Source organism: Coleofasciculus sp. FACHB-1120 (genome assembly GCF_014698845.1).
GTDB lineage: Bacteria > Cyanobacteriota > Cyanobacteriia > Cyanobacteriales > FACHB-T130 > FACHB-T130.
On sequence record NZ_JACJTV010000047.1, the window covers coordinates 1 to 25,923 of the forward strand.

Annotated in this window: 23 protein-coding genes and 1 pseudogene; 12 read left to right on the top strand and 12 right to left on the bottom strand. The window is 47.8% G+C overall.

Annotated elements, in window-relative coordinates:
* Window positions 1–771: 771 nt before the first annotated feature.
* From H6H02_RS24690 to H6H02_RS24705, 4 genes are all read left to right on the top strand, one after another.
* Window positions 772–951 carry a hypothetical protein gene (locus H6H02_RS24690; protein ID WP_190822788.1) on the top strand — a complete coding sequence of 60 codons (180 nt, stop codon included), beginning with the start codon at window positions 772–774 and terminating at the stop codon, window positions 949–951.
* Window positions 952–1,220: 269 nt separating this feature from the next.
* Window positions 1,221–2,996, top strand: coding sequence for a S8 family peptidase (locus tag H6H02_RS24695; RefSeq protein WP_190822790.1), 1,776 nt, complete (start codon window positions 1,221–1,223; stop codon window positions 2,994–2,996).
* The gene (locus H6H02_RS24700; RefSeq protein WP_190822792.1) at window positions 2,993–3,223 is read left to right on the top strand and encodes a hypothetical protein; all 231 of its coding nucleotides are present in this window, start codon (window positions 2,993–2,995) and stop codon (window positions 3,221–3,223) included. The genes H6H02_RS24695 and H6H02_RS24700 overlap by 4 nt, the downstream gene beginning before the upstream one ends.
* 693 nt (window positions 3,224–3,916) lie before the next feature.
* On the top strand, window positions 3,917–6,460 hold the full coding sequence (locus tag H6H02_RS24705; protein ID WP_190822794.1) for a CHAT domain-containing protein: 2,544 nt from the start codon (window positions 3,917–3,919) through the stop codon (window positions 6,458–6,460).
* 111 nt (window positions 6,461–6,571) lie between these two features.
* On the opposite strand, the gene H6H02_RS24710 is transcribed toward H6H02_RS24705, so the two are convergent.
* Window positions 6,572–7,267, bottom strand: a complete 696-nt coding sequence (locus tag H6H02_RS24710) for a hypothetical protein (RefSeq protein WP_190822796.1) — start codon at window positions 7,265–7,267, stop codon at window positions 6,572–6,574.
* Between the two features lie 376 nt (window positions 7,268–7,643).
* Here H6H02_RS24710 and speA point away from each other — a divergent pair, with 376 nt between their 5' ends.
* The gene (gene speA / locus H6H02_RS24715; protein ID WP_190822798.1) at window positions 7,644–9,701 is read left to right on the top strand and encodes a biosynthetic arginine decarboxylase; all 2,058 of its coding nucleotides are present in this window, start codon (window positions 7,644–7,646) and stop codon (window positions 9,699–9,701) included.
* A gap of 72 nt (window positions 9,702–9,773) precedes the next feature.
* On the opposite strand, the gene H6H02_RS24720 is transcribed toward speA, so the two are convergent.
* The 3 genes from H6H02_RS24720 to H6H02_RS24730 form a co-directional block, all read right to left on the bottom strand.
* Window positions 9,774–10,943, bottom strand: a complete 1,170-nt coding sequence (locus tag H6H02_RS24720; RefSeq protein WP_190822800.1) for an NDP-sugar synthase — start codon at window positions 10,941–10,943, stop codon at window positions 9,774–9,776.
* 199 nt (window positions 10,944–11,142) lie between these two features.
* A complete protein-coding gene (locus tag H6H02_RS24725) occupies window positions 11,143–11,961 on the bottom strand; it encodes a ScpA family protein (protein WP_347342654.1) in 819 nt (272 codons plus the stop codon).
* Window positions 11,962–11,990: 29 nt separating this feature from the next.
* On the bottom strand, window positions 11,991–12,401 hold the full coding sequence (locus tag H6H02_RS24730) for a LapA family protein (protein WP_190822802.1): 411 nt from the start codon (window positions 12,399–12,401) through the stop codon (window positions 11,991–11,993).
* A gap of 54 nt (window positions 12,402–12,455) precedes the next feature.
* Between H6H02_RS24730 and H6H02_RS27800 the strand changes: the two genes are divergently transcribed.
* Window positions 12,456–12,587 carry a hypothetical protein gene (locus H6H02_RS27800; protein WP_277922597.1) on the top strand — a complete coding sequence of 44 codons (132 nt, stop codon included), beginning with the start codon at window positions 12,456–12,458 and terminating at the stop codon, window positions 12,585–12,587.
* A gap of 196 nt (window positions 12,588–12,783) precedes the next feature.
* On the opposite strand, the gene H6H02_RS24735 is transcribed toward H6H02_RS27800, so the two are convergent.
* Window positions 12,784–13,869: an AI-2E family transporter gene (locus H6H02_RS24735; protein ID WP_190822804.1), complete on the bottom strand. Its 1,086-nt coding sequence runs from the start codon at window positions 13,867–13,869 to the stop codon at window positions 12,784–12,786.
* A gap of 199 nt (window positions 13,870–14,068) precedes the next feature.
* Here H6H02_RS24735 and pdxH point away from each other — a divergent pair, with 199 nt between their 5' ends.
* The 3 genes from pdxH to H6H02_RS24750 all read left to right on the top strand — a co-directional run bounded on the left by pdxH (window position 14,069) and on the right by H6H02_RS24750 (window position 16,145).
* Complete coding sequence (gene pdxH / locus H6H02_RS24740) at window positions 14,069–14,713, top strand: pyridoxamine 5'-phosphate oxidase (RefSeq protein WP_190822807.1); 645 nt, start codon at window positions 14,069–14,071, stop codon at window positions 14,711–14,713.
* A 393-nt stretch (window positions 14,714–15,106) separates the two neighbouring features.
* Complete coding sequence (locus H6H02_RS24745; RefSeq protein ID WP_190822809.1) at window positions 15,107–15,613, top strand: hypothetical protein; 507 nt, start codon at window positions 15,107–15,109, stop codon at window positions 15,611–15,613.
* Window positions 15,614–15,758: 145 nt separating this feature from the next.
* Window positions 15,759–16,145 (top strand): translation initiation factor, encoded by a 387-nt coding sequence (locus tag H6H02_RS24750; RefSeq protein WP_190822811.1) that lies wholly within the window; start codon window positions 15,759–15,761, stop codon window positions 16,143–16,145.
* 277 nt (window positions 16,146–16,422) lie between these two features.
* Here H6H02_RS24750 and H6H02_RS24755 read toward each other — a convergent pair whose 3' ends face one another.
* Both H6H02_RS24755 and H6H02_RS24760 read right to left on the bottom strand, forming a co-directional pair.
* The gene (locus H6H02_RS24755; RefSeq protein ID WP_190822813.1) at window positions 16,423–17,082 is read right to left on the bottom strand and encodes an HAD family hydrolase; all 660 of its coding nucleotides are present in this window, start codon (window positions 17,080–17,082) and stop codon (window positions 16,423–16,425) included.
* Window positions 17,083–17,204: 122 nt separating this feature from the next.
* The gene (locus tag H6H02_RS24760) at window positions 17,205–19,223 is read right to left on the bottom strand and encodes a hypothetical protein (protein ID WP_190822828.1); all 2,019 of its coding nucleotides are present in this window, start codon (window positions 19,221–19,223) and stop codon (window positions 17,205–17,207) included.
* 489 nt (window positions 19,224–19,712) lie between these two features.
* Between H6H02_RS24760 and H6H02_RS24765 the strand changes: the two genes are divergently transcribed.
* On the top strand, window positions 19,713–20,456 hold the full coding sequence (locus H6H02_RS24765) for a DUF2993 domain-containing protein (protein WP_190822815.1): 744 nt from the start codon (window positions 19,713–19,715) through the stop codon (window positions 20,454–20,456).
* A 581-nt stretch (window positions 20,457–21,037) separates the two neighbouring features.
* Window positions 21,038–22,339, top strand: coding sequence for a glycosyltransferase (locus H6H02_RS24770; protein WP_190822817.1), 1,302 nt, complete (start codon window positions 21,038–21,040; stop codon window positions 22,337–22,339).
* Window positions 22,340–22,512: 173 nt separating this feature from the next.
* Here the strand turns inward: H6H02_RS24770 and H6H02_RS24775 are convergent, their stop codons facing one another.
* Entirely contained in the window at window positions 22,513–22,707 is a 195-nt protein-coding gene (locus tag H6H02_RS24775) for a hypothetical protein (RefSeq protein ID WP_190822819.1), read from the bottom strand.
* 573 nt (window positions 22,708–23,280) lie between these two features.
* Between H6H02_RS24775 and H6H02_RS24785 the strand changes: the two genes are divergently transcribed.
* Window positions 23,281–23,625, top strand: a complete 345-nt coding sequence (locus H6H02_RS24785) for a helix-turn-helix transcriptional regulator (RefSeq protein ID WP_190822821.1) — start codon at window positions 23,281–23,283, stop codon at window positions 23,623–23,625.
* A 290-nt stretch (window positions 23,626–23,915) separates the two neighbouring features.
* On the opposite strand, the gene H6H02_RS24790 is transcribed toward H6H02_RS24785, so the two are convergent.
* The 4 genes and pseudogenes from H6H02_RS24790 to H6H02_RS24805 all read right to left on the bottom strand — a co-directional run.
* Window positions 23,916–24,329, bottom strand: coding sequence for an endonuclease domain-containing protein (locus H6H02_RS24790; RefSeq protein WP_190822822.1), 414 nt, complete (start codon window positions 24,327–24,329; stop codon window positions 23,916–23,918).
* 157 nt (window positions 24,330–24,486) lie between these two features.
* Complete coding sequence (locus H6H02_RS24795; protein ID WP_190822824.1) at window positions 24,487–24,693, bottom strand: hypothetical protein; 207 nt, start codon at window positions 24,691–24,693, stop codon at window positions 24,487–24,489.
* A 224-nt stretch (window positions 24,694–24,917) separates the two neighbouring features.
* On the bottom strand, window positions 24,918–25,868 hold the full coding sequence (locus H6H02_RS24800; protein ID WP_190822830.1) for an ATP-binding protein: 951 nt from the start codon (window positions 25,866–25,868) through the stop codon (window positions 24,918–24,920).
* Window positions 25,819–25,923: pseudogene (locus H6H02_RS24805) on the bottom strand (IS1 family transposase); the annotation flags it as partial. The pseudogene H6H02_RS24805 and the gene H6H02_RS24800, both read right to left, overlap by 50 nt.

Consider the following 25,923-nt stretch of genomic DNA (forward strand, 5'->3'; position numbering starts at 1 on the left):
TCCACAAATTTCACGGTCGGTTTTGCGGCGCGTGGCTCTGTCATAGACGGGTTCTGGCTTCTAGCAGTTTTACCCCATTATCCTCCTCCTAGAGTGACAGAAGAGCGCTATGCTAGATGCTCCCTTGGGTTCTCAGGTTGAGAGTGAAGTATTCATGCCTTGTACAAGTTACTTCAACTCAAATCTTTCTGCGCCAATGCTTTACCCCTACATGATTTCAACAGAGGCGGGTAATGCATCGTTCTTCTGAAGAGGGGTAAGGGGGTTGGCGTAGCCGCGATTACAATCGCTAGGTATATTTGGCTCCCGTTAGGCTGCACGCGGTTTCTAGCTACGATCGAGATCACACAGCCGGGAACAGTCAGTCACATTTGGTGAGTCAATCCCATCACTCAAACTTGGGGATTTCAATCAAATATTTGCAGTAATAATGTCACATTTTACTATAGGTTTTATCACTAGAGGTTCTTTATAAAACCTTCATAATTAAAAGCATCGAATTCAACCAACCAAGATGCAATCTCACGGTTATCTACTCCAGTTTACCATCGACAAAGTAATTTATCAGATATTTGCTACAGGTCGGATTTCTCGTAGGGAGCAGCAGAGGTTGATGTTAACCCTAATCTCTAAAAATTGAATCAGTTTAGGATAGAAAACTTTAGTTAAAAAACTATTTTATACTATCCAGTTTATTATCGCCAAGCAATAGATTCAGTCAAATAATCAAAAATGACTTCATCATAATTAGTTTAAAGCCACAAAAATTTTATGAGTCATCTACTACTAAAAGCTACAGGGATATTCATCTTGATATTTGGGTTGCAACTGCTCAATACTCAATTGAAATTTAGCATCGGAACTCCCGATAATACTACCCAGAATCAAACCTACGAACCCCCAAATAAAGGATTCTCGGATGATAATAGTCAAGGCGCAGGAACCCGCTAACGACAAGAGAATTCCTCCCTCGCTTCAAACTGAGTATTAGATAGACGTTCATCGGCTGAAAAACTACAAGTCCTTCAGTAAGAGTAAGAATAGGGTTCTCTCGCTTCAAGAGAACTTTTGCCGCAAGCAGCCTGATTCGTATCGCTTACTTCTGCAAAAGAGCGGTATTACTCCAAAAAACAAAAATTAATAACTAAAAACTAAATACACCACGGGGCAGATGCATGAGTTATCGTGGGGAGAAACTGGCGCTCACAAGACGGGTGAATATGAGAAAGCTTTTGATAGCGTGCTTGTTTTTATTGGGGGTAGGTTTTGCCCTGTTTAACTTCAAGGGACTGGCAGCACAAGGTGAGTTTGACTCGATTGTGCTGGATTTCCGCGAAGACGTACCAGCAGAGGTGGTGCAAGAACAGGTGCGATCGCTTGGCGCTCAGTACAACAGCGAATTCTCCGAATCGGATCATTTGTATATCATTAAAGGCGATCGCAATCTGCTGAAAGCTCTGAAAAAATCGCCTTTAGCCAAAAAAACCGAATATATTGAACCGAATTATGTCTACAAAGCTCTGGAAGTCCCTAACGACCCAGAGTACAGCAAGCAGTGGAACCTACGGAGTATCAACGTAGAATCGGCTTGGGACGAAACCAAAGGCGCAGGGATGACAGTTGCCGTCATTGACACCGGCATCAGTCGCGTTCCTGACCTGAAAGATACCAAGTTTGTCCAAGGCTACGACTTTGTTAACAACCGAGACGAAGCGGACGACGACAACGGGCATGGTACCCATGTTGCCGGTACTGTTGCCCAAGCGACCAATAATGGCTATGGCGTCGCTGGTATTGCTTACGAAGCCAGCTTAATGCCTTTGAAAGTGTTAAGCGCAGAAGGCGGCGGCACCGTTGCCGATATTGCCGAAGCAATTAAGTTTGCCGCCGATAACGGTGCTGATGTCATTAACATGAGCTTGGGTGGTGGCGGCGAAAGTCAGGTAATGCAAGAAGCGATTAATTATGCCTACAACAAAGGCGTCGTTATCGTCGCAGCGGCAGGCAACTCTAATGAGAATTCTGCCTCCTATCCAGCTCGATATCCCCACGTTATCGGTGTTTCAGCAATTGATTCTGCCGGTGAAAAAGCTGGTTACTCCAGCTATGGTGCTGGTGTGGATATCTCAGCCCCTGGTGGCGCAACCACTGGAGAAAATACAACGGGTGGGATTCTGCAAGAAACCATTAGCTATGACGAAAATGGGAAGCTTATCCCCACTTTTGCTTCCTTCCAAGGTACCAGCATGGCGTCTCCCCACGTTGCCGGTGTCGCGGCTTTAGTGAAAGCCTCTGGCGTGACAGAACCGGAGGAAATCTTGGGTGTCCTCAAAAAATCGGCACGGGTGATTCCAGATGACGCTTTCAACTACTTTGGTGCCGGTCATCTCGATGCCTCGGCGGCTGTCAAACTGGCGGTGCGCGGGCAAATTACCTTCCGCGACTTCTTCCGCTGGTTGCGCGATAATGGCTATCTCAATCCTCGCTTCTGGATTGATGGCGGTGCGGTGGCACTGTTACCAAAGATTGCGATGGTATTGGGTTCTTATGTCCTCGCCTGGTTCTTGAGGAATTATTTCCCCTTTGGCTGGAGTTGGTCGCTAACTAGCGGTTTAGTTGCCGGGAGTTCTGGATTATTCTTCCTGCGCGGCTTCTATATCTTCGATCTTCCCCAGTGGCCTTTCCGGATGATGGGTAGTTCGATTCCGGAACTGGGCAATACGATTCAAGGCAGTGGTTTATTGAATCCCATCTTTGCCAGCGTGTTGATTCCTTTTGCATTAATCGCCTTGCTACTGGGACATCGCAGTTGGAAGTGGTTTGCGATCGGCTCGACCTTGGGCGTGGCATCCTGTTTATTAGTGAGTGCCGTAGCAGATCCTGGGATGTTGTGGTTAGGTCATGGCGCGATCGCTAGGCTATTCCTAATTACCAATGCCCTCCTCTGTATCGGACTCGCCTATTTATCCAGCAAAGGAGAAGGGCAAACAGCATGAGCATTAGCGTAGAAGGCACCATCGAACGCAAGGGACTTGGTCCAGGTACCTGGGCACTGGTCACACAAGAGGGTGAAACCTATGAACTCCACAAAGCTCCAGAAGATTTACGCAAATCGGGACTCAAAGTGAAAGTCAAAGGTGAGGTGCGAAACGACGTGATGACCTTCGCGATGATTGGCCCGGTTCTAGAAGTTAAATCTTTTGAGGAAGTCAGTTCGGATTAGCCATGAGCAATTAGCGGTTGGTCATTCGTTAACAGCTAATGAGCGATCGCTAATCTGCCATCTGCTTCTCGTTATTTCTAGCGCAGTGGCTCTCCTATGGCGGGGTTGAGGGATGGAAATGCCAAGCCACTTGTGTCAGTTCTCCCCTAACCCCCCCTTAAAACCGGGAGAAATACAGAAAGTTGTACACCGCGTAACGAATCAAAAAAAAATCCCCGGCTCAAACCGGTGAGCCAGGGGATGTCAATCAGGGTGCATCTACCAATCTACTCTTCTGAAGAAGTCCCCAACGATCCGGATTAAGTTGGGGCAAATTTAACGATTAAATTAGAATAAATAGAAATTTTCTCCCTCCCCTTCCCCTACCGTGTACACACAAGTCTTCTTGAACTTACAAGTCCCGTTTTGATCCCCCCAACCCCCCTTAAAAAGGGGGGCAATCCACTCAAAGTTCCCCTTTTTAAGGGGGATGCAAGGGGGATCGATCGCGTTGTGCCACTTAATGAAAGATGTGTGTACACCGTAGCCCCTTCCCAGCATCCATCAACAGCATCTGCGTTCAAAAAAACGAAACTGCTCTTCATGGAAACTTTAAGTAAATTGAATGTATCTAGGAAGAAAGGGAAACAGTTCCTCCTCCAGGTAAGAAAAGCAGCTAGAAGGTTCTAACTGAAGCAGGAGTGCATAGTAGCAGTGGCTCAGGAATTTCATATCTCTGTAAATCCCTTAGGGGAAAATAAATATTGGGTGCGGACAGAATGGGTTGCCGCACCGGGTGCCGTCCCATTTGCCGAAGAGCAGGTAACGTGGCAAGTGGAAGATTGGTTAGCTCAGGCGAGGCACCTGATGAATGACCCTTTGCTCATGGCTCTGTCTCCCAGCGATACTTCTCGATCGGTTTCCCCGAACCGAGAAGCCACACAATCTTCCCTTAACTTGGTGGCGCTGGGGCAGCAGCTTTACGATGCTTTGTTCCAAGGGACGCTGCGAGATAGTTGGATGATCGCTCAAGCGATCGCTCAAGACCGGCAAGAAGTATTGCGGTTGCGCTTGGGATTAAAAGATAGTCGCTTACTCAGCTTGCCCTGGGAAGTATTACACGATGGCGATCGCCCTTTGGCGACCGGAACCGATGTTGCCTTCTCCCGCTATCAGATGAGTACAAGGTTGAGAAGTCCCAGCGTTTCATTAGGTTCTGGGTCAAATCAACCAGCGGTGAGAATCTTGATGGCGATCGCTGCCCCCAACGACCAGGAAAGTTTGGCTCTCAAACAAGAAGTCAGCCACCTGCAAGCAGAACTGAGTCACCGTTCCCGGAATGGCTTACCCGAAATTCAACTCACCGTTCTGGAACAACCCGGTACGGAGCAGTTGACGCACGAGCTGGAACAAGGTCAATATCAAATTTTTCACTACGCAGGTCATAGCGACCAAGGAGCCTACGGCGGCAATCTCTACCTCGTGAGCCGCCAAACTGGGCTGACGGAGATGTTAAGCGGAGATGACTTAGCGGGGTTACTCGTCAATAATGGCGTCCAGCTCGCAGTGTTTAACTCCTGCCGGGGCGCTCATACTGCCGCTTCAGCTCCCAGCGACGGTGCCGCAGAGGGAAATTTGGCAGAAGCGCTGGTTAAACGCGGCATCAAGAGCGTGCTGGCGATGGCAGAACGCATTCCGGATCAAGTCGCTTTGACCTTGGCGCGGCGGTTTTACGGCAATCTGAATCAAGGTTATCCGATTGACCTCAGCCTGAGTCGGGCGAGGCAAAGTTTAATTTCTACTTACGGTTCTCGCCAGCTTTACTGGGCTTTACCGATCCTCTATCTTCACCCGGAATTTGACGGTTACTTGACACCAAGTCATCATGCCATCAATGCCAAAGCAGAGCGACTTCAGTTGCCCGATGCTTCTGGGGCAGACATTGCTTGGGGAGAAATGCTTGGCTCTCCACTCTCGAATCGGGAGGAAGAAGCGGTATTCACGGCACCGACTGCGTCGAGATCCGGTTTCTTAAGCACCGACGAGGCTTTAGAGGATGACTTCTACGGATATGACGATCCCGACTGGACCGATCCGGTTGATGATTTGGAATATGACGATATTGGCTACGAAGACGACTCAGCTTTGGTTGCGGATCTGTTTCGCCAGCTGAAGCCCGAATTAGCAGCAGACACGGAGAGGGAAACAGAGGCAGACCAGACGAGAGATAGACCCGTAGAAAGGGAGAATCAGAAGACGATCGCCGCTCACCCGCTCAGCGAGTCGAAAACACCCCCTCAACCCGTCGTCGCAGCGATCGCTGCTGAGTCAGCACCGAAAAACGTGGGATCGGGAGAATCGTTACTGGGATATGCCGCCGGGAACCCCCGGCTGCGATTTTGGCAGCGTGGAGAAGGAAAGGACGGACAGCCACGAGCTAAGCGTATCCCACTGATTTTGCTGGCGTTAGGCTCGACGATAGCGATCGCGCTTTTGGGTTTCTGGTTATTGCAACGTCGTCCGCAACCTTCAGACTTGTTGTTCTCTCAGGAGAATACCTCAACCTCACTTCCGGCGATCCCAAGTCCCAATCTCAAAAATGTCAATCTCCAGAAAGCCAATACCCCGACTGTTACGGCGATCGCAATTGAACAGTTCAGCCAAAATAACTTATCCGCCGCAGTGGTGGCTGTAGAAGAATTGCTCAACCGAGGAGCGTTACAGCAAGCCCAAGGGGCGCTTGACAACGTTAGCAAACAGAAAATCGATGACCCAGCCATTAGCTTCCTAAGAGGGCGTCTGGCATGGCAATCTGTTCAAACTGGCAGCAAGGATTACAGTTTAGATGATGCCCGTCGATTCTGGGAGCTAGCGGTCAAAAAGCAACCCAAATCTGCCCAATACTTGAATGCCTTAGGGTTTGCCTATTACTTAGAAGGAAATCTCGATCGGGCGAACCAAATTTGGTTTGATGCTTTTTACTTGATAGAAGAAAAGCAAGCCGCTGTTGCCGGATCGGTTGCCCAACAAGAAGCTTTGACGACTTATGCCGGATTAGCCATCGGGCTAAGTAAATTGGCGGCATCCCAACCTGCTGATAAGCAAGCAAAACTTTTGGATGAAGCCCGTAAGCTCCGCCAAAAGGCAATCTCAGAAGATCCGGTTAACTTCCAACCAGAAGCCCTGAGTAAAAACTGGCTCTGGACAGAAAAAGCAATTAAAGATTGGCGATCGCTACTTTCGGCAAGTCAAAAGTAATTCGGTCAAAAACATTTACAGGGAGCTTAATTTGTAGTAATTGGTCAAAAAAATTGAGTTTTGAGTGAGAAGAAATTTCTTCTTACTCAAAACTCAAAACTTTCATACTGATTACTTTTTAAGCAGCGAAGAAAGAGTCTGCCGCCTTCGCATATCCATGATTTCTGCCAGACTATCCTCGCCCCAATCCAGAGGATGATTTTCTTCTGGAGGCACCACTGTTACCTCAGTCATCCCATAATTTGTCATCATTAAGGGTACTTCTTGAGGTTTAGAAAAGTTTTCTGTCCGTTGCTTTGGGGGCGTGGGACGACGCTTTTGAGTCGGGCGGGGTTGTTTTTTGCGGACGCTTGCAGTCGGCTTTGACCGTTTGAGAGATTTACGCTGCGATGGACGACTCAGGTTCAGCGCTATCAACAGCGTTCCAGTGACAAAGCCCAATGCGATCGCACCATACAACCACCGTGGTACTTCCGGTTGCTTCGGAGCTTCCGGAGCAACCGGAACTTCCGGAACCGCTGTAAAACCTGGCAACGGGGTCTCGGATGGCTGACTGGTGATGAAGCTTGAGAGTGGAGATGTCCCTGATTCTGGAACCGTCGTTACGGCAGGCATCGGTTCAACAGGTTTAGATTCCTCCTCCTCGACGGGGCCTGTACTAACTAGACCTAGCGCTGCTACTGCTGCGATGGTAATCACAGAAGCCCACAAACCGCCCCAAAAGGCGAGTGGGTACTTCTGAACCATCTGGTACAGGAAAACAAGGCTAAAGCGCTGGATAGGAGGCTTATCGGGCTGATTGAGCATTGAACGCCCTCAACTAGCACGGCTGATTGATATTAGGTAATTTATATCAAAGTTTTATCAAATATTTGAAAAACTCGGTATAACTCACTAGAGGCAGATTCTAGCAAAAATTCCCTGCCATCTTTCAGAAAAAGAAAATTTAATTACCCGGAAAAAGAGGGGGTTGTCGCGGACAAGAAGCAGAGATTTTGGAGCTTTCAGAGTTTTTCAAGCAAAGAATTACTGATCCCCAATTCCCCAGTGCAATTTTTGGCAACAATGGGAATTAAGCAGACATCCAACCGCAGGTACTGATTCAAGACCATACGCCTGCCTATGATAAGTGAATGCGATAGACTAGCTACTCGACAGGGCACAGGGAGGATAGATAAAGAAAATGGGTGAGCAGTTTACCTCTGGAATTGTAGAAGGATCATCAGAAGAAGAAATTGCGGCACAGACTTCATCGAAGAACCGTGGTACCGGAGGTGCCCTTGCCCGGAGAAATGCAAAACGGGAAAAAGATGAAATGGTTTTGGCGCGGGTCAGCCGTGAAAACTCGCCTCCATCCTGGTCAATAGAACAAAGTGAGAACCTGTATCGGATTGAAGGTTGGGGGCAACCCTATTTTTCGATTAATGCAGCCGGTCACGTTACAGTTTCTCCAAAGGGAGAGCGTGGGGGTTCTCTGGATCTATTTGAACTGGTCAACGCCCTGAAGCAGCGCAATCTGGGACTGCCACTACTGATTCGCTTTTCAGATATTTTAGAAGACCGGATCGAGCGATTGAATGCTTGTTTTGCGAAAGCGATCGCTCGTTACAACTATTCCGGTTCTTACAAAGGCGTTTTTCCGGTCAAGTGCAACCAGCAGCGACACTTGGTTGAGGATTTGGTGCGATTTGGTAAACCTCATCAGTTTGGCTTAGAAGCTGGCTCGAAGCCAGAGATGATGATTGCTTTGGCAATGTTGGATACGCCTGGGGCATTACTCATCTGCAATGGCTACAAAGACCGGGAATACATCGAAACGGCGATGTTAGCTTCTCGACTGGGGCAAACGCCGCTGATCGTATTAGAGCAGGTTGAAGAAGTACAGCTTTGTATTGAAGCCAGCCGTCAGTTGGGCATTAAGCCAATTTTGGGCATCCGGGCGAAGCTGAGTACCCAAGGCGTGGGACGCTGGGGAGGCTCTACAGGCGATCGCGCTAAATTTGGTTTGACCATTCCCGAAATCATCCAGGCGGTCAACCAATTACGAGACGCTGACTTGCTGGATTCGCTGCAACTGTTGCACTTCCACATTGGCTCTCAGATTTCTGCGATAAACGTCATCAAAGATGCCATCCAAGAAGCTAGCCGGATTTACGTCGAGTTAGCCAAGCTGGGGGCTGACATGAAATATCTCGATGTCGGCGGCGGTTTGGGCGTGGATTACGACGGCTCTCAAACCAATTTCTATGCTTCCAAAAATTACAATATGCAGAACTATGCCAACGATATCGTGGCAGAGTTGAAAGAAGCTTGTGCCGAACACCAGTTACCCGTTCCCACGCTAATTAGCGAGAGTGGGAGAGCGATCGCTTCCCATCAATCGGTGCTGATTTTTGATGTCCTGGGCACCAGCGACGTGCCATCTGGGGCACCCGAACCCCCAAAAGAGGGCGAATCTCCGATAATTAATTACCTCTGGGAAACCTACCAATCGATTAACGAGGAAAATTTCCAAGAGCTATACCACGACGCCGCTCAATTCAAAGAAGAAGCCATCAGCCGATTTAATTTGGGGATTTTGAGCCTCACTGAACGAGCCAGAGCCGAGCGTCTTTACTGGGCTTGTTGTGAAAAAATTCTAGCGATTACCAGGAAGCAGGAATACGTTCCCGACGAACTGGAAGACCTGGAAAAAATCATGGCTTCCATTTACTATATCAACCTGTCTGTGTTCCAATCAGCACCGGATTGTTGGGCGATTGACCAGCTGTTCCCGATTATGCCGATTCATCGGCTGGATGAGGAACCAACGCGGCGCGGAATTTTGGCAGACCTCACCTGCGACAGCGATGGCAAAATCGATCGGTTTATCGACCTGCGAGATGTCAAGTCGGTGTTAGAACTGCATACGCTGAAGCCTGACGAACCCTACTACCTGGGGATGTTCTTGAATGGAGCTTACCAGGAAATTATGGGCAATCTGCACAACTTGTTTGGCGATACTAATACAATTCACATTCATCTGACACCCAAAAGCTACCGGATTGAACACGTTGTCAAAGGTGACACCATGAAGGAAGTCTTGGGTTACGTACAGTACGATTCTGAGGATCTGATTGAGCAGATTCGGCGGCTATGCGAACAAGCACTCGTGGATAAACGCATTACCATTCAGGAATCCCAGCGATTGCTGCAAAACTACGAGCAGAGTTTGAGCCGGTACACTTATCTGTCGTCGTGATAGGAAATGGGAAATGGGTAGAGAATCCACTTGTGACCGAATACCCATTTCCCATTACCGCTTACCGATGACTTAAATCACTTCCATTCCCAGCAGATCGGCGATCGCTTGCCGTTCTGCTGGCGGGCTAGAGGGCAGAACTTGACGAGCATCGTTAATCAGCCAATCAAGGGCTGCGGCTTGGACATCAATCGCGGCACCCGTCTTATCCACGCAGTAACGTCCGAACACCAGCTTATCGACTAAGCGCACTCCTGAGCCTAGGCGGGAGTATTCAAAAATTACGCTGTTTTCCACCTTCGCGCCGCTGCACACCCAGCAATTGGGTCCAATGTAGGTGGGACCGACAATCTTGGCTCCATCTTCAATGCGTGTCATGGCACCGATGTAGACTGGGCCTGTGATGTCAACCTTGTCCCAGTTCACTGCTACATTTAATCCGGTATAAATACCAGGAGCCACGTTCTGTCCGGGAATTGCCACATTTTTGACTTCTCCCAGTAACACGCTGCGAATTGCCTGCCAGTAGTCCGGCACTTTGCCAATATCAACCCACTGGAAGTCCATCGGGATTCCATAGAAAGGCGCACCCATTTCTACCAGTTTGGGGAACAACTGACCCCCGATATCGTACTCCTCCCCAGAGGGGATGTAATCCAAGATTTCTGGCTCAAAAATGTAAATCCCAGTGTTGATATTAGTACTGAGTGCTTCCTCCACTGATGGTTTTTCTTGGAAGGCTTTGATTCGTCCCTCTTCATCGGTGACGACGACTCCGTAACTGGAAACCTCATCCCGTGGCACTGATTTCATCACAATCGTGGCGATTGAGCCTTTTTCTTTGTGCCACTTCACCGCTGCGGTCAAATCCAAGTCGATCAACGCATCTCCGCACAGCACCACAAAGGTATCATCAAAAAACGGAGAAAAATCTTGGATGCGGCGCATCCCGCCAGCCGAACCGATTGCTTCGCCGATCAAGTCACCATTTTCTTCAATCCGGCCTTCAAAGGAATAGCCAATTTGCACCCCAAAACGCTGACCGTCCCGGAAATAGCTTTCAATTTCATTAGCAAGATGGCTGACATTGACCATGATCTGGTCAAACCCATGCTGCCTGAGCAGTTCCACCAAGAACTCCATCACTGGTTTTTGCAGAATGGGAATTAAAGGTTTGGGAATGGTGTAGGTAATCGGACGAACGCGGGTACCTTTACCAGCCGCCAGAATCATGGCTTTCATGAATATTTTTTCCTCAACCTAGGCCACTTTGTTTTCGTGCAATTTAGCTGAATTCCATCCCTTCGCTGAAGGCAAGAGATGGCTGGTCAAACATTTTAGTCGATTGACCTTGTCGATATTCTAGATGTTTCTCACCCTAGTGTTTAATCAACATACCGGCAGTAGCTGAATCCGCCGCTGACACAGTACAAAATCATCGCTAAAGGGTTCGGATTTTTAGGTCTTGGTAGAACTCCTCTTGGGCTAACTCTACCTTAGACTGGGCAGACAGGAGTAACAGCGCCCAAAAAACTCCCACTCGGTCATTGTGTTTCGGCGCAGTCTCCACCTCTTCAGGCAATTGATGCGCGTTTAACGGTGCTGACCGTTGTCTGACCCCTGCCCATAACTCTAGCAGCTGGTCTAATTCCAGCCAATCCTGACCAGGAGGCATTTGGGGCCAATGACCGCTCAGAAACCGATCTAGCTGAGCTGCGGTTTCGGTCAGATTTTCCTGGTGAGCCAGGGCAGCGATCGCGCGGGCGGCTTGGGAACGCGACTGGGAACGATAGCTTGGGTCTTTGATCGCGTTTCTGGCAGTAGGTTTTTCTTCCAGTACCGTGGCTATCTGCTGTAGCTGTTCGATTAATTCGTGTAGGGTTACACGACGAGTTTGGGGAGGCATTGCTGTTCCTCGGCGTCGCAAATGGCGCTCCAACCGCGTTGGCAATTGTCTGGGATCGGCGGCGGTGTCGTCTAGCTCGTCGTCGGTGGGTTCTAGATTGTCTGGGAGGGATTGCGAAAACAGCGTATCCGCCTTGAGCAATACCAGCATGGACGCATACAGAAACGCCTGCCCGGATTGGGACAGCTCTACTTCAAAGGTGCCAGAGAGCTTCTCCCCAGCTTTCTCCAATTCCAATAAGCATCGATCGATCGCTTCAATGACCTGGACATCCCAGGGGTCAATTTCTCCCCGCTGAGCCAAATCGATTAAAAGAGCGATCGCTTCCTGGGCTGGGCCAATGGTCATCGGCATAAACTCAAGCTCAAATGAAGCTAAATTGATTAGGCAAGGGATTCCTGTTCTTTGGCTGCCGCGAGACTTGCTAGCTTCCCGCTAACTACCTCTGTATCTTCAGTCTGGAGGGTCGCGTTTAAGGGCAGACTTCGTCTCTCTTCGATTTCTGCTTTGTAGTGTTCAATATTTTCCTCTAATTCTTGGATGCGCTCATCTTTGGCACGCATCTGACGCAATTGTTTTCCAGATTCTAGACTTCGTAGCAACCGCGCCCAGATACTAAAAATCCACGCCAAGACAGCTCCAAGACCCATCGCCAAAATCAGTTCAATACACAAGGGTGCTTGCACTTCGACACCTTGAACAATTTGAATGGCGGCAGGTTCGGTATTTTCTAAGCTGAATAAAACTAGCGCTAGTAACACCGCGAAGATCAGCAAAAAATTAATCTGTCGCATCAATGAACTCCTAAACAATGCAGATCCCTTGCCAATTTTACAAGGAAGAACGAGATGAATTCGCTATTTAAGGGTAAGAAGGATTTGAGCCTCACCTATCCTACTCTACGTCTACGCCAAGTGCATACACTCGGCAGTTTTGAGAAAATATTGAACCCTAAAGGGGTACCTGTTAATGTTGTCTGAGTGCAAGAGCGATCGCACTTATTTTGGATGATCCACTGGAAGTCGATTTCTCTTCAGAGAATAGAATTAAAAATTTGAAATGACACCAGACAAACCCCTATTGGGGATCGTGCAGAATCTTTTTAGAGTCTGCCTGCGCCTTCTCGATTCGTTTGGGTGGTGATAGCTTTTAGGCAGTATCTATTCCGATCGTCCTTCAACGGTCATTAGGGTTTCGGGAAACTGTCTCTGTCGTCACAACTGAGGGCTGACGCAAAAGGCGGAGGGTATCGATAGTGTCTTTAATCGTACCCGCAAGGGGCACAGACACGAGAACCCCGACCAGTCCAGCTATCTGACCTCCGATCAATAGAGCGATAAAGATCCAAATTGGATTAAGTCCGGTGAAATCGCCCATCAACTTAGGAGCAAGGAGGTTATCTTTGATCTGCTGCATGAAAATCGATGCGATCGCAACCCAAACGGCTAACCAAAAATCTTGCAGCATCACCAAAAACGTCACCATCCCAATTCCCAAAGTGGCACCGATAAAGGGAATGAGTTCGGCAACCCCAATTAACAAACCAAACAAGAGCGCAAACGGCAGGTTCAGAGTCAAAAAGATTGGCGTCAGCGTTGCCATCATAAACAGTCCTAAAAGGACTTGGGTAATGAAAAAATTCTGAAAATTCAGCCGCAGGGATTCGCTCAACGGCAGACCGATCTGAGACGGAAGGAGATTAAATAAACCTTTCCACAAGCGATCGCCATACAGCAACATATAAAACGCCAGCACCACCACGAACACGACATCGATTAATCCAGTCAACGTCCCTAGCGCCACGCCGAACGCCTGACTCGCTAAAGCCTGCGCTTGGTTTTCGATCCGATAACTGATGCGACGGATAAACCCTTTGAGATCCAAAGGCAAACGACGAGTTTTTGTCCAGGTGTCCAACTGATCTAGATTTTGATTGCTTGCCTCTAACCAATCTGGAATATTTTTTAACAGTTGAGTCGTTTGATCTACCAATATCGGTACAAGAGTCACGCCCAAAATGACTAGCAGCGCTAAAGTCACCACCAAAACGATAATTACCGCCTGTGTCCGCTTGAAGCGAACTCCCTCTAACACCCGCACCGGGTAATTGAGTAAAAAAGCCAGAATTGCCGAAATGGTGAGGATGGTAATTAAATGCTCAAAATAGCGGAATATCTGGGACAGAACCCAGATATTTAGAGCCACAATCGGGCCTGTCAAACCGAGAATCAGCAGGCGTTGAAGATTGGCTGAACGGCGCATCGCACTCACAACCTGTAGCAGTGGCTCCCTGGGGACTCGTAGAACGACTAGCTAGACGTTACACTCTAACCCATAGCCAGTCTAAAGTCTAAAGTCTATCAATATAGCCGCAAGCGATCAGTTTTTTTGTAGGATGTAGGAAAACTGGGGTCAAGCAAGACTTTAAAATACTTAAATTAGGGATTGAAAAAATATAAAGATGGATACAAGCGTAGCCGATCTGCGTAAAAATTACACCCGATTTGGACTGAGCAAAGCGGATAGCGACCCCAATCCCTTTCAACAATTTAAAACCTGGTTTGACCAAGCACGGGCAGCTGAGCTTCTTGAACCCAATGCCATGACTGTTGCGACTGTCGGGGCTGATGGCAAGCCTAGCGCCAGAATGGTTCTGCTCAAGGACTTCGACGAACAAGGCTTCGTATTCTACACGAACTACGAGAGTCAGAAAGCACAACAAATTCTCGTTAATCCGTGGGCGTCCTTGGTCTTCTGGTGGGCGGAACTGGAACGTCAAGTGCGGATTGAGGGGCGGGTAGAGAAGGTGTCAGATGCTGAATCAGAAGCTTATTTTCACAGCCGTCCGCTCTTAAGTCAGTTGGGGGCTTGGGCTTCGCGGCAAAGCCAAGTTATTGAAAGCCGCGAGGTACTTGAGCAACGGTTGCAGGAACTCAAAGAGCAATATGAAAATCGGGAAATCCCTCGACCGCCCCATTGGGGAGGCTTCCGAGTCATTCCTACAACAATCGAGTTTTGGCAGGGGCGTCCGAGTCGGCTACACGATCGCTTACACTATCGACGTGGTGACGATGGCAACTGGGTAATTGAGCGATTATCACCTTAAGAAAGAATACTTTTAGAAAGCCCATAAAAAGAGGCAAACCCTATCTTTATAAGTAATACTTATAAGCAATACGTAGGGTTGATTTTTATGTATTTCTCCTCCTTTCCAAAGCTGACTGAGCTGGTGAATGGCTGTCGGGTCTATTCCTCTTGGATGAAGTCTTTACTCAAAATTCTATCTAGAGCTGTAGGGAACTATTCTTAAACTTGCCTCATGATTGGATGGAAACAAAAACACTGACTTGTGCTGTTGTCGGTCAGCGGTAAATACCCAATTTCTAACCTCGTTGTTGGAAATTCATTGAAGAAAAAAAGTGTTTTTGAAACAGCGCAAGTTTTCCTCATGAGTGCGTCATAACAAGACATCCTGTAACGGAGGGAGAACAGGAAATTGATGAATACAATAGCCCCACAGCGTCAAAGATTTTTACGCCCAATGGCGCTGCTGCTTTCAGCGTTGCTAATGGTTCCGTTTTTGAATGCTTGCGGAGAATCGCAGACTAGCACTCCTCCGCCACCTGTTGACGATACCCGGGGTGGAACAGTGACCAATGCTCCCCCCACAAACCAACCCCAGCCGCAAGCGAAGAAAGGATTATCAACGGGTCAGAAAGTAGCAATCACTCTGGCGGGAGCGGCGGCACTTTACTATCTTTACAACAAGAATAAGAACAAGCAACAGCAAGGGGCGCAGGGGAAATACTACCTTTCTAAGAACGGTCGCGTCTACTACCGGGATGCTCAAAATCGCCCTCACTGGGTAACGCCGCCACCGGGAGGAATTCAAGTTTCAGAGCAGGAAGCGCGACAGTACCGTGAATTCCAGGGCTATGACAACAGACCCACAGGGCGCGACTTGAGGGGATTGGCTGAAGCGAATGCTCCGATTCCTGCACAGTAAGCGCACAGCAAGCGCTGCTATCCCTGTGTTGCAGAGATGCGATCGCTTAACCAGCTATAAGAAATGCCAACCACAACGGCAATAGAGATTCAATTTGTACCCTCTACAGAGCCGTTTCAACATCAATTGAAAAAGGAGACAAATCATGGTAGATGGGTTTATCAGAAAAATGCAGGATGCCTTGCTTGGTAACGACCAAGACGCGAGTAACTACGACGATCGGGAAGTCCGCCCCGCAAGTGAAGATCCCTTTGGCGATCCGGGCGAATATGGACAGTATGGCGATGTCCGTCCCGCTAGCGAAGACCCCTACGGCGATCCGGGAGCATATGGGCAGTATGGCGATGTTCGCCCTGCGAGTGAAGATCCCTTTGGCGATCCGGGAGCATATGGGCAGTATGGCGATGTTCGTCCCGCGAGTGAAGATCCCTACGGCGATCCAGCAGACTACCAAGGACAGTTTGGAGATGTTCGCCCCGCAAGCGAAGATCCTTACGGCGATCCAGCAGACCAGGAAAGTAGCGGCTGGTAAGGTAATAAGGAACCTCACCCCCAACCCCTCTCCGTGAACGGAGAGGGGAGAATATTGAACATCATCCCCGATTCCTCTTTTTTGTGAAGGTTGGGGGGAATCTTGAACCCCTCCTCGTTTACGGGGAGGGGCAGGGGTGGGGTTTAATCGGACTGCATCCAATAGAGAATTGCGATAGTAACCAAAAGTTACAAAAAATAGTAAAAAGGCAGTAACGAATTCCGTTACTGCCTTTTTACTAAATGTAGGGAGTTGAGAAAAAACAGACCTTAGCGTGTTAGCTCAAGGGAGAATTGGCATAATTTGCTAATAGATCGGCTGGGTGATCGTAGATAGCGATCGCATCCTTGAGTTGATTATCGTCAAAGCCACCAGAACGCACTGCAATTACACCCACACCAGCTTTACTGGCAGATTCAATATCGTAGGGTGTATCGGCAATCATTACTACTTGATTGGGTTCCATTTGCATCTTCTTCAATGCTGCTTCCACGATGTCTGGTGCTGGTTTAGAGGCATCAGCGTCGCTAGATGTTGTCGCTTCATCAAGGAGATCGTCAACCTGTGCGGCTTTCAGTAACGGGGAGAGTTCTTGACTTGATGCAGAAGTAGCGATAATCAGCTTTAATCCAGCCTCCTGCATTTTCAAGATTAGGTCTCGTGCGCCCTGTGTAGGAGACAGTGTTGGTGCAAAGCGGTTGACCATCAGTTCTCGACGCTTCTGGGAAACGGCTTTCCCATCTCCGTCTTCGTCATTTAATTCCGGCACCATTGCCGGGATGACGTGATCGCCACCCATCCCAATCAGCGGTCGAACTTTATCGAAGGGTACGTCATAACCATAGGTTGCAAATCCCTCAACCCAAGCTTGGGCATGGGCATCATTGCTCAGAACCAACGTACCATCGATATCTAAAATTACGCCTTGCACTTTCATTGTTGTATTACTTTTGAATTTTGGTTGTATTTGTCCCCCTTTTTAAAGCGGGATTTTCTCTGCTTTGATTCCCGTTTCGATCCCTTCAACCCCTAAATCGGGGCGAAGAAAAAACGCGATCGCTAATTTGAGGCTACCGCTGGCAGCACTTCCGGGTCATCATCCAACGAGAGGAGGAATTGAATGATATCGGTCTGATCTTGGGAAGTGAAACCCGCCTCGGTGTCTACCCAATAAGCGTGTCCGCGGCCGTCTACATTCGACTGTTGTAAGTCAGAATTTGCCCGGTTAACGGCTACCGTTGTTTCACGCAGGTTGCGATCCAGCAGCACTCGCAAACTTGCGCTGGGATCGGGCTGGATATTATTGAGCAATGTACCTGCCATGCCTAGTTGATTAGGATCGGCAACCCTAAAGCCGTCTTTATCTCGCTTCAGTGCTTCGGAACTAGCTGCCACACCGCCATCATGGAGATAAGGTGCGGTTACGGCAAGTCCAATTAAGCTAGGCACCTTATAACCACCGGCTGGGTTGCTGATGGCAAAGGCTAATTCTAGCGATCGCTGTGGAGTGATATCGGTCGGGACTGATAGCACCGGCGGATCGGGCGGCAGGGGGACTGGGACGTTACTGGGATAGGTTTGGGGTGCTATCAAGATGCGGGCAAAGGGTGCCTGCGCCGGACCCCGTGAGGGCTGAGTTCCAATCTCATCGGCTGCGATTACTTCATGGTTGGTGAAGTAGCGTCCGCTATGACACTCAACGCAACCAGCTTTTGAAAAGATTGCTGCACCCCGCTTCAGGGTGTCTGTGCCAGCAGTTTGAACGGGGGGCGGTGCCAAGCTATTCTGAAAAGCTGACATTCCGTTAAGTTGTTCGCCGACAGGGAATCCCGGTGAGTTTGCCATCAACCCATCCAAAATAAAAGGCGAACCTTTCGGGTATCCAGGCATCTTAATCACCTGGTTCATTGCTGGTTCCCCTGGCGTGGGATCGATTTTTTCAAAGAATTCTGATGGCTTTGCGCCTTCTGGCAACCGGAAAGCTTTACTGGCTGAATTTTGAAAAACAATTCCTAAATAAGTTTCTTTGTCAATATTTAGTAACGCTTGAGTGGAATCAGCCCCCGCTGTTGCGTCGGAATTGGTGGCGTGAACGTTGCTGTTGAGGGTAGTCAGTCCGTGAAACCAGCCAATGGCAGCGTTTCCACTCCAGCCGTAAGGCCAAGCTTGGTGAGTATAGGAGGAGGGATTCTGGGAGGGATTGTTAACCAGGTTGCCGGTAGAATCAAAGTTACCCGGAGGCCAAGCGAGTAAATCGGCATCGACGGCATCTTCTACGGCTTTGACATCTGGGAGACGGGCAATTTCCCCATTAGCGTTGATGTAAGTGCGATCGCCCAAGGGGAGTTTCGTGGGATTCACGCCCGTCTGACGAAACATGGCGGCGGAGTTGGTAGCCATCGCCAAAACTAAGCCGGGATCGACATCGTTGTTCGGCGCACCTTCGATAACGCGCCCACTTCTGCTATCGATTGCTGCATGACACAAGGCGCAGGTGATGCCGACTCGAACCTTACCCTTCTCAATGCTGGTACGCATTCCCAAGGGCAGAATTGAACCAGCAGGCACGTCCATTCCGGTGTTCAGCAAGGTTCCGGCAGTAAAAGTTCTCCCGCCGATGGTGACATCTTTATCGATGGGAATCTGGAGGTTCGTGGTATGTTTTCCTCCCAGTCGCGCGATCGCTTTTGTCATCGTCACCAGGTTGATGGGACCATTCAGCGCCCCGACAACATCGGTCTGAAAGACCTGATCTTTAAAAGTTTCTGAGTAAAAAGCCTTGCGTCCTAGGTTAATTAAGTCCTCTGTAACCTCAACCGCCCCATTTTCCGGTGAAAGTTGCTTGCGTCCTTCCTCAGTTTGCAGCAGACTTTGAGCTTCGTCTTTAGCGATCGCGTATCCCAACACATCATAGGAACCGATCTCCTGCGGTGCAGGCTTCGTGAGGGGTGTAAAGGTGTTGTAGCGGCTGGGTGTTGCAGGAATGGCTAGCTCAATTTGAAAAGCCAAAATGCTGATGACAACGAGAACTAAAGCTAGCAGGAAAAATGGGCGCAGTACCTTCGGCAACACCTTCATCGAACGCACGATGCCTCGCAAAGCTATCAATTACCTCCGCTACTTTGAAGCGACAAACGCCGTCTCTCGTCTGTCTGGAGGCTGAACCGGATGAATGTATATTTTTACACTCATAAAAGCAGAGGTTTTTTAACACAATTAGCACAATCGCGATCGCGCGTTGTTGATGCAGTCCATTCATAGGATAATTTTTTCAGAAGTGGAAAGCCCCTTCTTCGGGGATTTGTGGGCTTTCCATGCCTGCTGCTGTCAAAAATTGTGGCAACCGTATGAGGTTTACAAACAGACCTAATTCCTAAAATCGTACCGCTCCAAGAATCTACGATTAAAATGAATTTTTGAAAGGTCTCAATAACCCAATAATCGCCAGTTTAGTGGCTTATTTGCGCTCTAGAACTGTACTCTTAGCATTGCTTCTGTCATCAGGTAGATACACTCTCTTAAGCAAATTGCCTAGATTGAGCAGTGATAGGGCAATGGAGAAGTAGCGTGACCCAAGATAAAGCCGGATTGGGAGAACAAACGCTTAACAAGCTAGCAGAAATGGCGCTGGCAAGCCAACTGGGAATAGTAGAAGAATTAAAAGTTCAGATCAAGACGGATCTAAGCAAACTTGCCCGTGGTGAAGTTGATTTTATCGCTATTAATATCAATGGTCTAATTATACAAAAGTTTTTGCCCTCGGAAGAATTACAAATAGAAATTAATCGGATTAGTGTCAAACCTCGTCTTGCCCTAATCGGCAAAATTAAATTAACCAAGCCTTCCCAAGGAAAACTTCGCGTTGTTATCAACGAAGATAATCTTAACCATGCTTTCAACTCCGAAGCTTTTCAGGAACATCTGCATCAGAGCCAATTTTTTATTGAGGATAAAAAGCTAGCAATTCATATCCAAAAAGTAAACTTTTCTCTACTAGTAGACGGCAATATAGCTTTGAAGTCCGAGCTAATTCTGAATAAAACTGGACAAGTTCAGCAACTTGCCTTCACCGCCACGCCTCGTATTGGAGCTGATGGGCAAGAAATTGTCCTCCAAGATGTGCATTATTTAGAGGGAAAGGAACTCCCGCCACAATTAACAGATGTTTTGGTCGCACAAGTGAGCGAAGTTTTAAGCCTGCGTGACTTTGACAAAAAAGGGATGTCACGGCGATTTCAACAGATTAATGTAGGGGCAGGTAAGTTAACTTTGCAAGCCGCCGTTCATATTGAGCAGATTCCTGCCTCTTAAGCCGATATGACACAAGTTTGAATAAATTTTTGTTTATAAATAATTTTAGTGTTTAAAGTTACAAGTTAACTTAACAGGACTACCATTCTTTAGCTAGAAGTGGAAGTCAATTAGTAGCAGGTAGTTTAATTACTAACAGGCTAAAAATCAATTTGTTTTCTGGATTTTTTAATACACGAAGCCAATAGGTCTATTTTATCCGGTTCTGCGCTCCTGTTATTATTTTGGTTTAGAAGCTCCCAGTCTTATAATTTTAATCTCTTAAGTAGTAGCATCATCAGTTACCCGACTGGTTGCTCTTGAGGCTTACTTATGTTGATTACTTTTTGTATTTTTCCCTGACTGGATAACGCTGACCTAAAACCAAAACCCTCAGTAGAGATATCAGGAAGTTGTCTTTGCTTACAAGGCTTAAAAGAAGTGCGTTCATACCGTGGGTTTCCTAAAAAGAAGCAGGATTGCTTGCCAATAAGTAAGATTACTTCCGCTTTATGAGGATAGGGTCTGAGCCTTAGGCGTGGCGTGCTTGCAGGAGCTTTAAATAGACCGCTTCATTGTTAAAACTCTATCTAAGCCGACCCATGACTCACTTTGGTGTAATTTGCCCGCCTTTTTCAGGTCACTTGAACCCCTTGGCAGCGTTGGGACGAGAATTGCAACAACGCGGTCATCGCGTCACTTTCCTGCAAATACCGGATCTAGAGGCATCTGTACGCTCAGAAGGGCTAAACTTTTATCCGATTGGGCAGGGGATTTATCGACCTGGATTTCTTGCCGAGTCCTTCGCGCAACTCGCTCAATTGAGCCGCCTAGAGTCGCTTCGTTATTCAGTCACCTTGTGCCAACAGGTGAGTGAAATGTTTTGCCAAGATGCTCCCGATGCCATTCAAGCGGCGGGGATTGAAACATTGCTGGTGGATCAGCTCGAACCAGCGGGTGAAGTGGTAGCTGAATACCTCAATATCCCTTTTATTACTGTGTGCTGCGCCCAAGCTATCCGCCGACAAGCAGATGTTCCCCCCTTCTTTATGGGCTGGAGTTACCACAATACCTGGTGGGCGCGTCTTCGCAATCTCACTGCTTATTACCTATTAGATCGCAATAGCGAACCGATTCAGAAAGTTCTCAATGAGTATCGCGCAGCGTGGAAGTTGCCCCTGAAACAAGGCTTCTGTCTCTCCTATTCTCGACTTGCCCAAATCAGCCAACAGCCTGCTGCTTTTGATTTTCCCTGCGCCAAGTTGCCAGAAAACTTCCATTACACTGGGCCATTCCGCAATGCTTCACCGCGAACAATTCCCTTTCCCTATGAACGGTTGACCGGACAGCCCCTAATTTACGCTTCACTAGGGACTGTGCAGAGTACCAAACAGGAAATTTTCTCCTGCATTGCAGAAGCCTGCATTGGACTGGATGTTCAACTGGTTCTCTCTTATGGAGGTGGGATGAATGTAGAAGCAGTTGAAAAGATGCCTGGTTCGCCACTGGTTGTAGAGTATGCCCCTCAGATGGAATTGATCTCTAAAGCAAGGTTAACCATTACGCATGGGGGACTGAACACGGTACTCGATTCGCTTAGCCACGGAGTTCCTCTAGTTGCCATCCCCATCACCTATGAACAACCGGGGACTGGAGCGCGAATCCAATGGACGGGTACGGGTGAGGTGGTTCCTTCAGACGGTCTGAGCATTTCTAAGTTGCGAGGCGCGATTCAACGAGTGCTTACGGAGGATTCTTACTCAAATAATGCATTTCGGCTCCAACAGGATATCCGTCAATCAGGCGGCGTGAAGCGAGCTGCGGATGTTGTTGAGCAGGCTGTCGGGTTCAAGCATCCAGCCCTGTCGAAATTAACGTCCAGTGTATCTAGGAGTGTTGCGTGAACTCTATCAAGTGAATTATCAAGTGAATTGTCCGCCGCGACTCTGCTTCGGTGATGGTTGGCTAATCCTCTAATGAAAAAACAGGATAGAACGCTGGCGTTCTATCCTGTTAGCAAAATAAAACTCTATACATCAACTGAAGTGATAATGAGAGTTTTTTGAGGTGATTTTATTTAGGTCGTAACTTCGGCAGCTTTTGCTGCCACGTCGAAAACGATGTTGTAGCTTTCGCTTGAACCCAAGCGTTGGAGGACTCGCTGATGGGCTTCTGCGTCACAGCGGCGGCGAAAACGAGCAACAACCGAGGATTGCAACTTGGGTACGCGACGCATTAGGCACCAAGGGTGAAGCTGGTTAAAGTAGGTCATAAAATTTTCCCGATGATACCTAGGGTTTTTTGATGAATGTGCTTTGAATGATGGCGATGAGGGTGTGGCGATCGCTATCGTTCTTTTGCGAGTGCAGTCCCCATCTGTGAATGGGAGTGCGCTGAAATGCCAGCTAGTATTGGGGTTTATCTGTTTTATCTGTAACCCAGACAGTCCAGATGGGCTGTTTATGGAGGAAAGCAGATGCGATCGCCGCGTTGGTTCAGTGCTGCTTTGATGGCAGCAATTCCCGGCGCTACCCGCAGTGCTTCTGTCGCTTTGGATTTGTTCATAGATATTTGATTGGGTAGATGGGTACAGGTGTGCGAACCTTGTCGTTAGCACAAACAGCACTCATCCAGCTTAATTTCCGGCAGCTATGAGCTGGAAATACTACTTTGTTGTGGGATGACTGGAAAGGTTAAAAATTTAACCCTCTTTATACATTGTAACATAAAATGATTCAAGTTACTAACTTGAAACGAATAGTCGCAAAGTAGGGCATGATAGCTTAGTTTTAGGCAGTAAAGGCGATTACTAGCGGTTTTACCTGTAATAAGGAAGAGAGAGTCGTTGAGACGAAGGTTTACGGATGAAGGGCTGCGGCAGATGGGCAACTTCTTACGAGCTTGTCGGGAAGCAAAAGGTTTGAGTGTCCACAAGTTAAGCGAACAGACGAAGGAGTATGAAGCCCACTTCTATGAAGGGTTGGGAGAGCCATTGCCTAAAGTTCTTGGAGTGAGCATTGCAGCCATTTCAAGAATTGAGAATGGAAACCTGAATAAACCAGCACCTGATATTTTGTGGGTACTTTTAGATGTTCTCAAACCCGAACACCCAACCGAGAATCGTACCCTGACGCTGGAAGATTTGCTGTTGATTGGTACGGAAGCTTGGAACCCAAACATCGGAATCTGAGTGTGTCAGTTGCTTCTTCGCTCTCGGCTAGTTTTAACCAGAAAGCGAAAGTTAACAAGAGTTTGGGCAAATTGCCTAATTCTTTGATAACGCAGCGATCGCACTCAGAAGAGGATTAGGCGATCGCTTATAAATCAGCATGACTATAACGTTTCTCGATTGGGTAGAATATATTGCTGTTCTAACGTTAAGTAGGGACATGGCATTGCCACACCTTTACAGATGTCTCTCACCCAATCAAGAATTGCTTTAAATAAAGTTATTAAAATATTGCTTGATCTCTCAACCCCTTAGACTCTTAAGCCCCCCTTAAAAAGAGGGGTTGGGGGGATCAAGCCCTCTATCTGCCCACAGACACCTTCTAAATTACTCAATACTTCACTATTAGTAAATCTCATCACTTTCAGCCCATAGCCTTCTAATACCTGTGTTCTTTCCGTATCATAATTTTGCCCTTCTTCTGTAAAATGACTATCTCCATCAACTTCTATAACTAGCTTCAACTCAGCACAATAAAAATCGACAATAAAGTTATCAATGGGTCTCTGCCTCAAAACCCGAAACTTAAAAGTTTTCAGGTAGCTGTACCAGAGATTTTTCTCTGCTTGCGTCATGTTTTGGCGGAGTTCCTTTGCCCGTGCTACAAGTTGTGGGTTGTAAGGGAGATGGAAATCTGTTTTATTAAAGTTTCGCTGGTTAGACATATAGGTTTGATCCCCCCTGCCCCCCTTCAAAAGGAGGGTTAATATCAATAATTAACTTTAGGTAAATCTGTTAACCGATTATTCTAAGCGATCGCATCCTTACCGATGTAATAAAAAAGGGCGCGATCGCACCCACAAAGACAATTATTAGAAAACTTTAGAATCTTGAGCCGCAGATAGATTCCACGACCGCTACAGGCTCATTTCGATGTTGCTCTCGGCAAATCAAATTCTTAGCCAAACGTTGCTCAGCATAGGTTCGATGCGTAAACCAGCCGATCGGCGTGCCAGCGATCGCGCCGATCACCAGACCTGTTAGCAGACTATAAACCAGATGCTTTCGAGTAATCCTATTCTCTTTCATTTAAAAGTTTCTCCTAATTGCTCGCTCATTTTAAAGAAAGCAAAATTTAGGATAAATTTACGTCCCTCTCCTTGCTTATATCTGAAGTCGCACCCGTGATGCTATACCGTCTTTGCGCCTATCCCATACCACCGCGGAGGAAACTATAAGCTAAGAGTATTCGCTATGCTTACGCTCAGTTTTGGCATTTTGAGTATTTAAAACTTTTGTCGCTGACGATGAAATTAGACATTTCCAGTCCGTCCGACAAGGGACGCGACAACCTTAATTAACTCAGTGGGGTCAATTGGTTTAGCGACATGAGATTGAAAACCTGCCGAAAGGGCTGCTTCCTGGTCGTCTACTCTGACATAAGCCGTCAACGCCACAGATGGAATTTGTCCTTGTTCCGCCTCTAGCGCCCTCACCCGGCGGATTAGACTGTAGCCGTCCTCGTTTGGCATCCCAATGTCGCTGATGAGGACATCTGGCTTTGACTGTTGGATAGTTGCGATCGCTTCTTCTGCTGAGGCGACAGCGATCGCTTCTGCTCCGTACTGTTCCAGGATACTCATCAGCAAATCACGGGCATCAGGTTCATCATCAACAATAAGTATCTGCAAGCCATCAAGAGTGCTTTTCCAAGGGGCGTAGTGAGGACTTTCTTGAGGATTGAGTTCTGAAGATTGAGGACTGCGTAAAGATTTCTCTTCTTCCTCTGTCCTCTTTTCGACCCCAGCAGTATTGATCAGTGGCAACTTGACGATAAATGTTGACCCTTGTCCCTCGCCGGGACTCTCAGCACGAATGGTTCCCCCGTGCAGTTCCACCAAGTGGCGGACAATTGCCAATCCCAGCCCCAATCCTGCATAAGACCTAGTGATAGAGTTATCAGCTTGGCGAAAGCGGTCGGAGACGTAAGGCAGAAAGTCAGGGCTGATGCCCTTACCTGTATCGCTGACTGAAATCTCGACGTGAGAGCGATCGCCTTGAAGGTAAACTTGAACTTGTCCGCCTTCGGGCGTGAACTTAATCGCGTTGGTGAGCAGATTCCAGATTATTTGCTGCAAGCGGTCTGGATCTCCTGAAATTAAACCCACAAAAGTATCCACCAACAGATGAACTTGAATATTCTTGGCGGTAGTGCTAAATAAGTAATGATGTATTGTAATGATGAATGAAGTACCAGATAGCACCGATATGGTTGTCTAATGACTTGGAGAACGACAAGGTTTTTCGCACTAAGCGGGA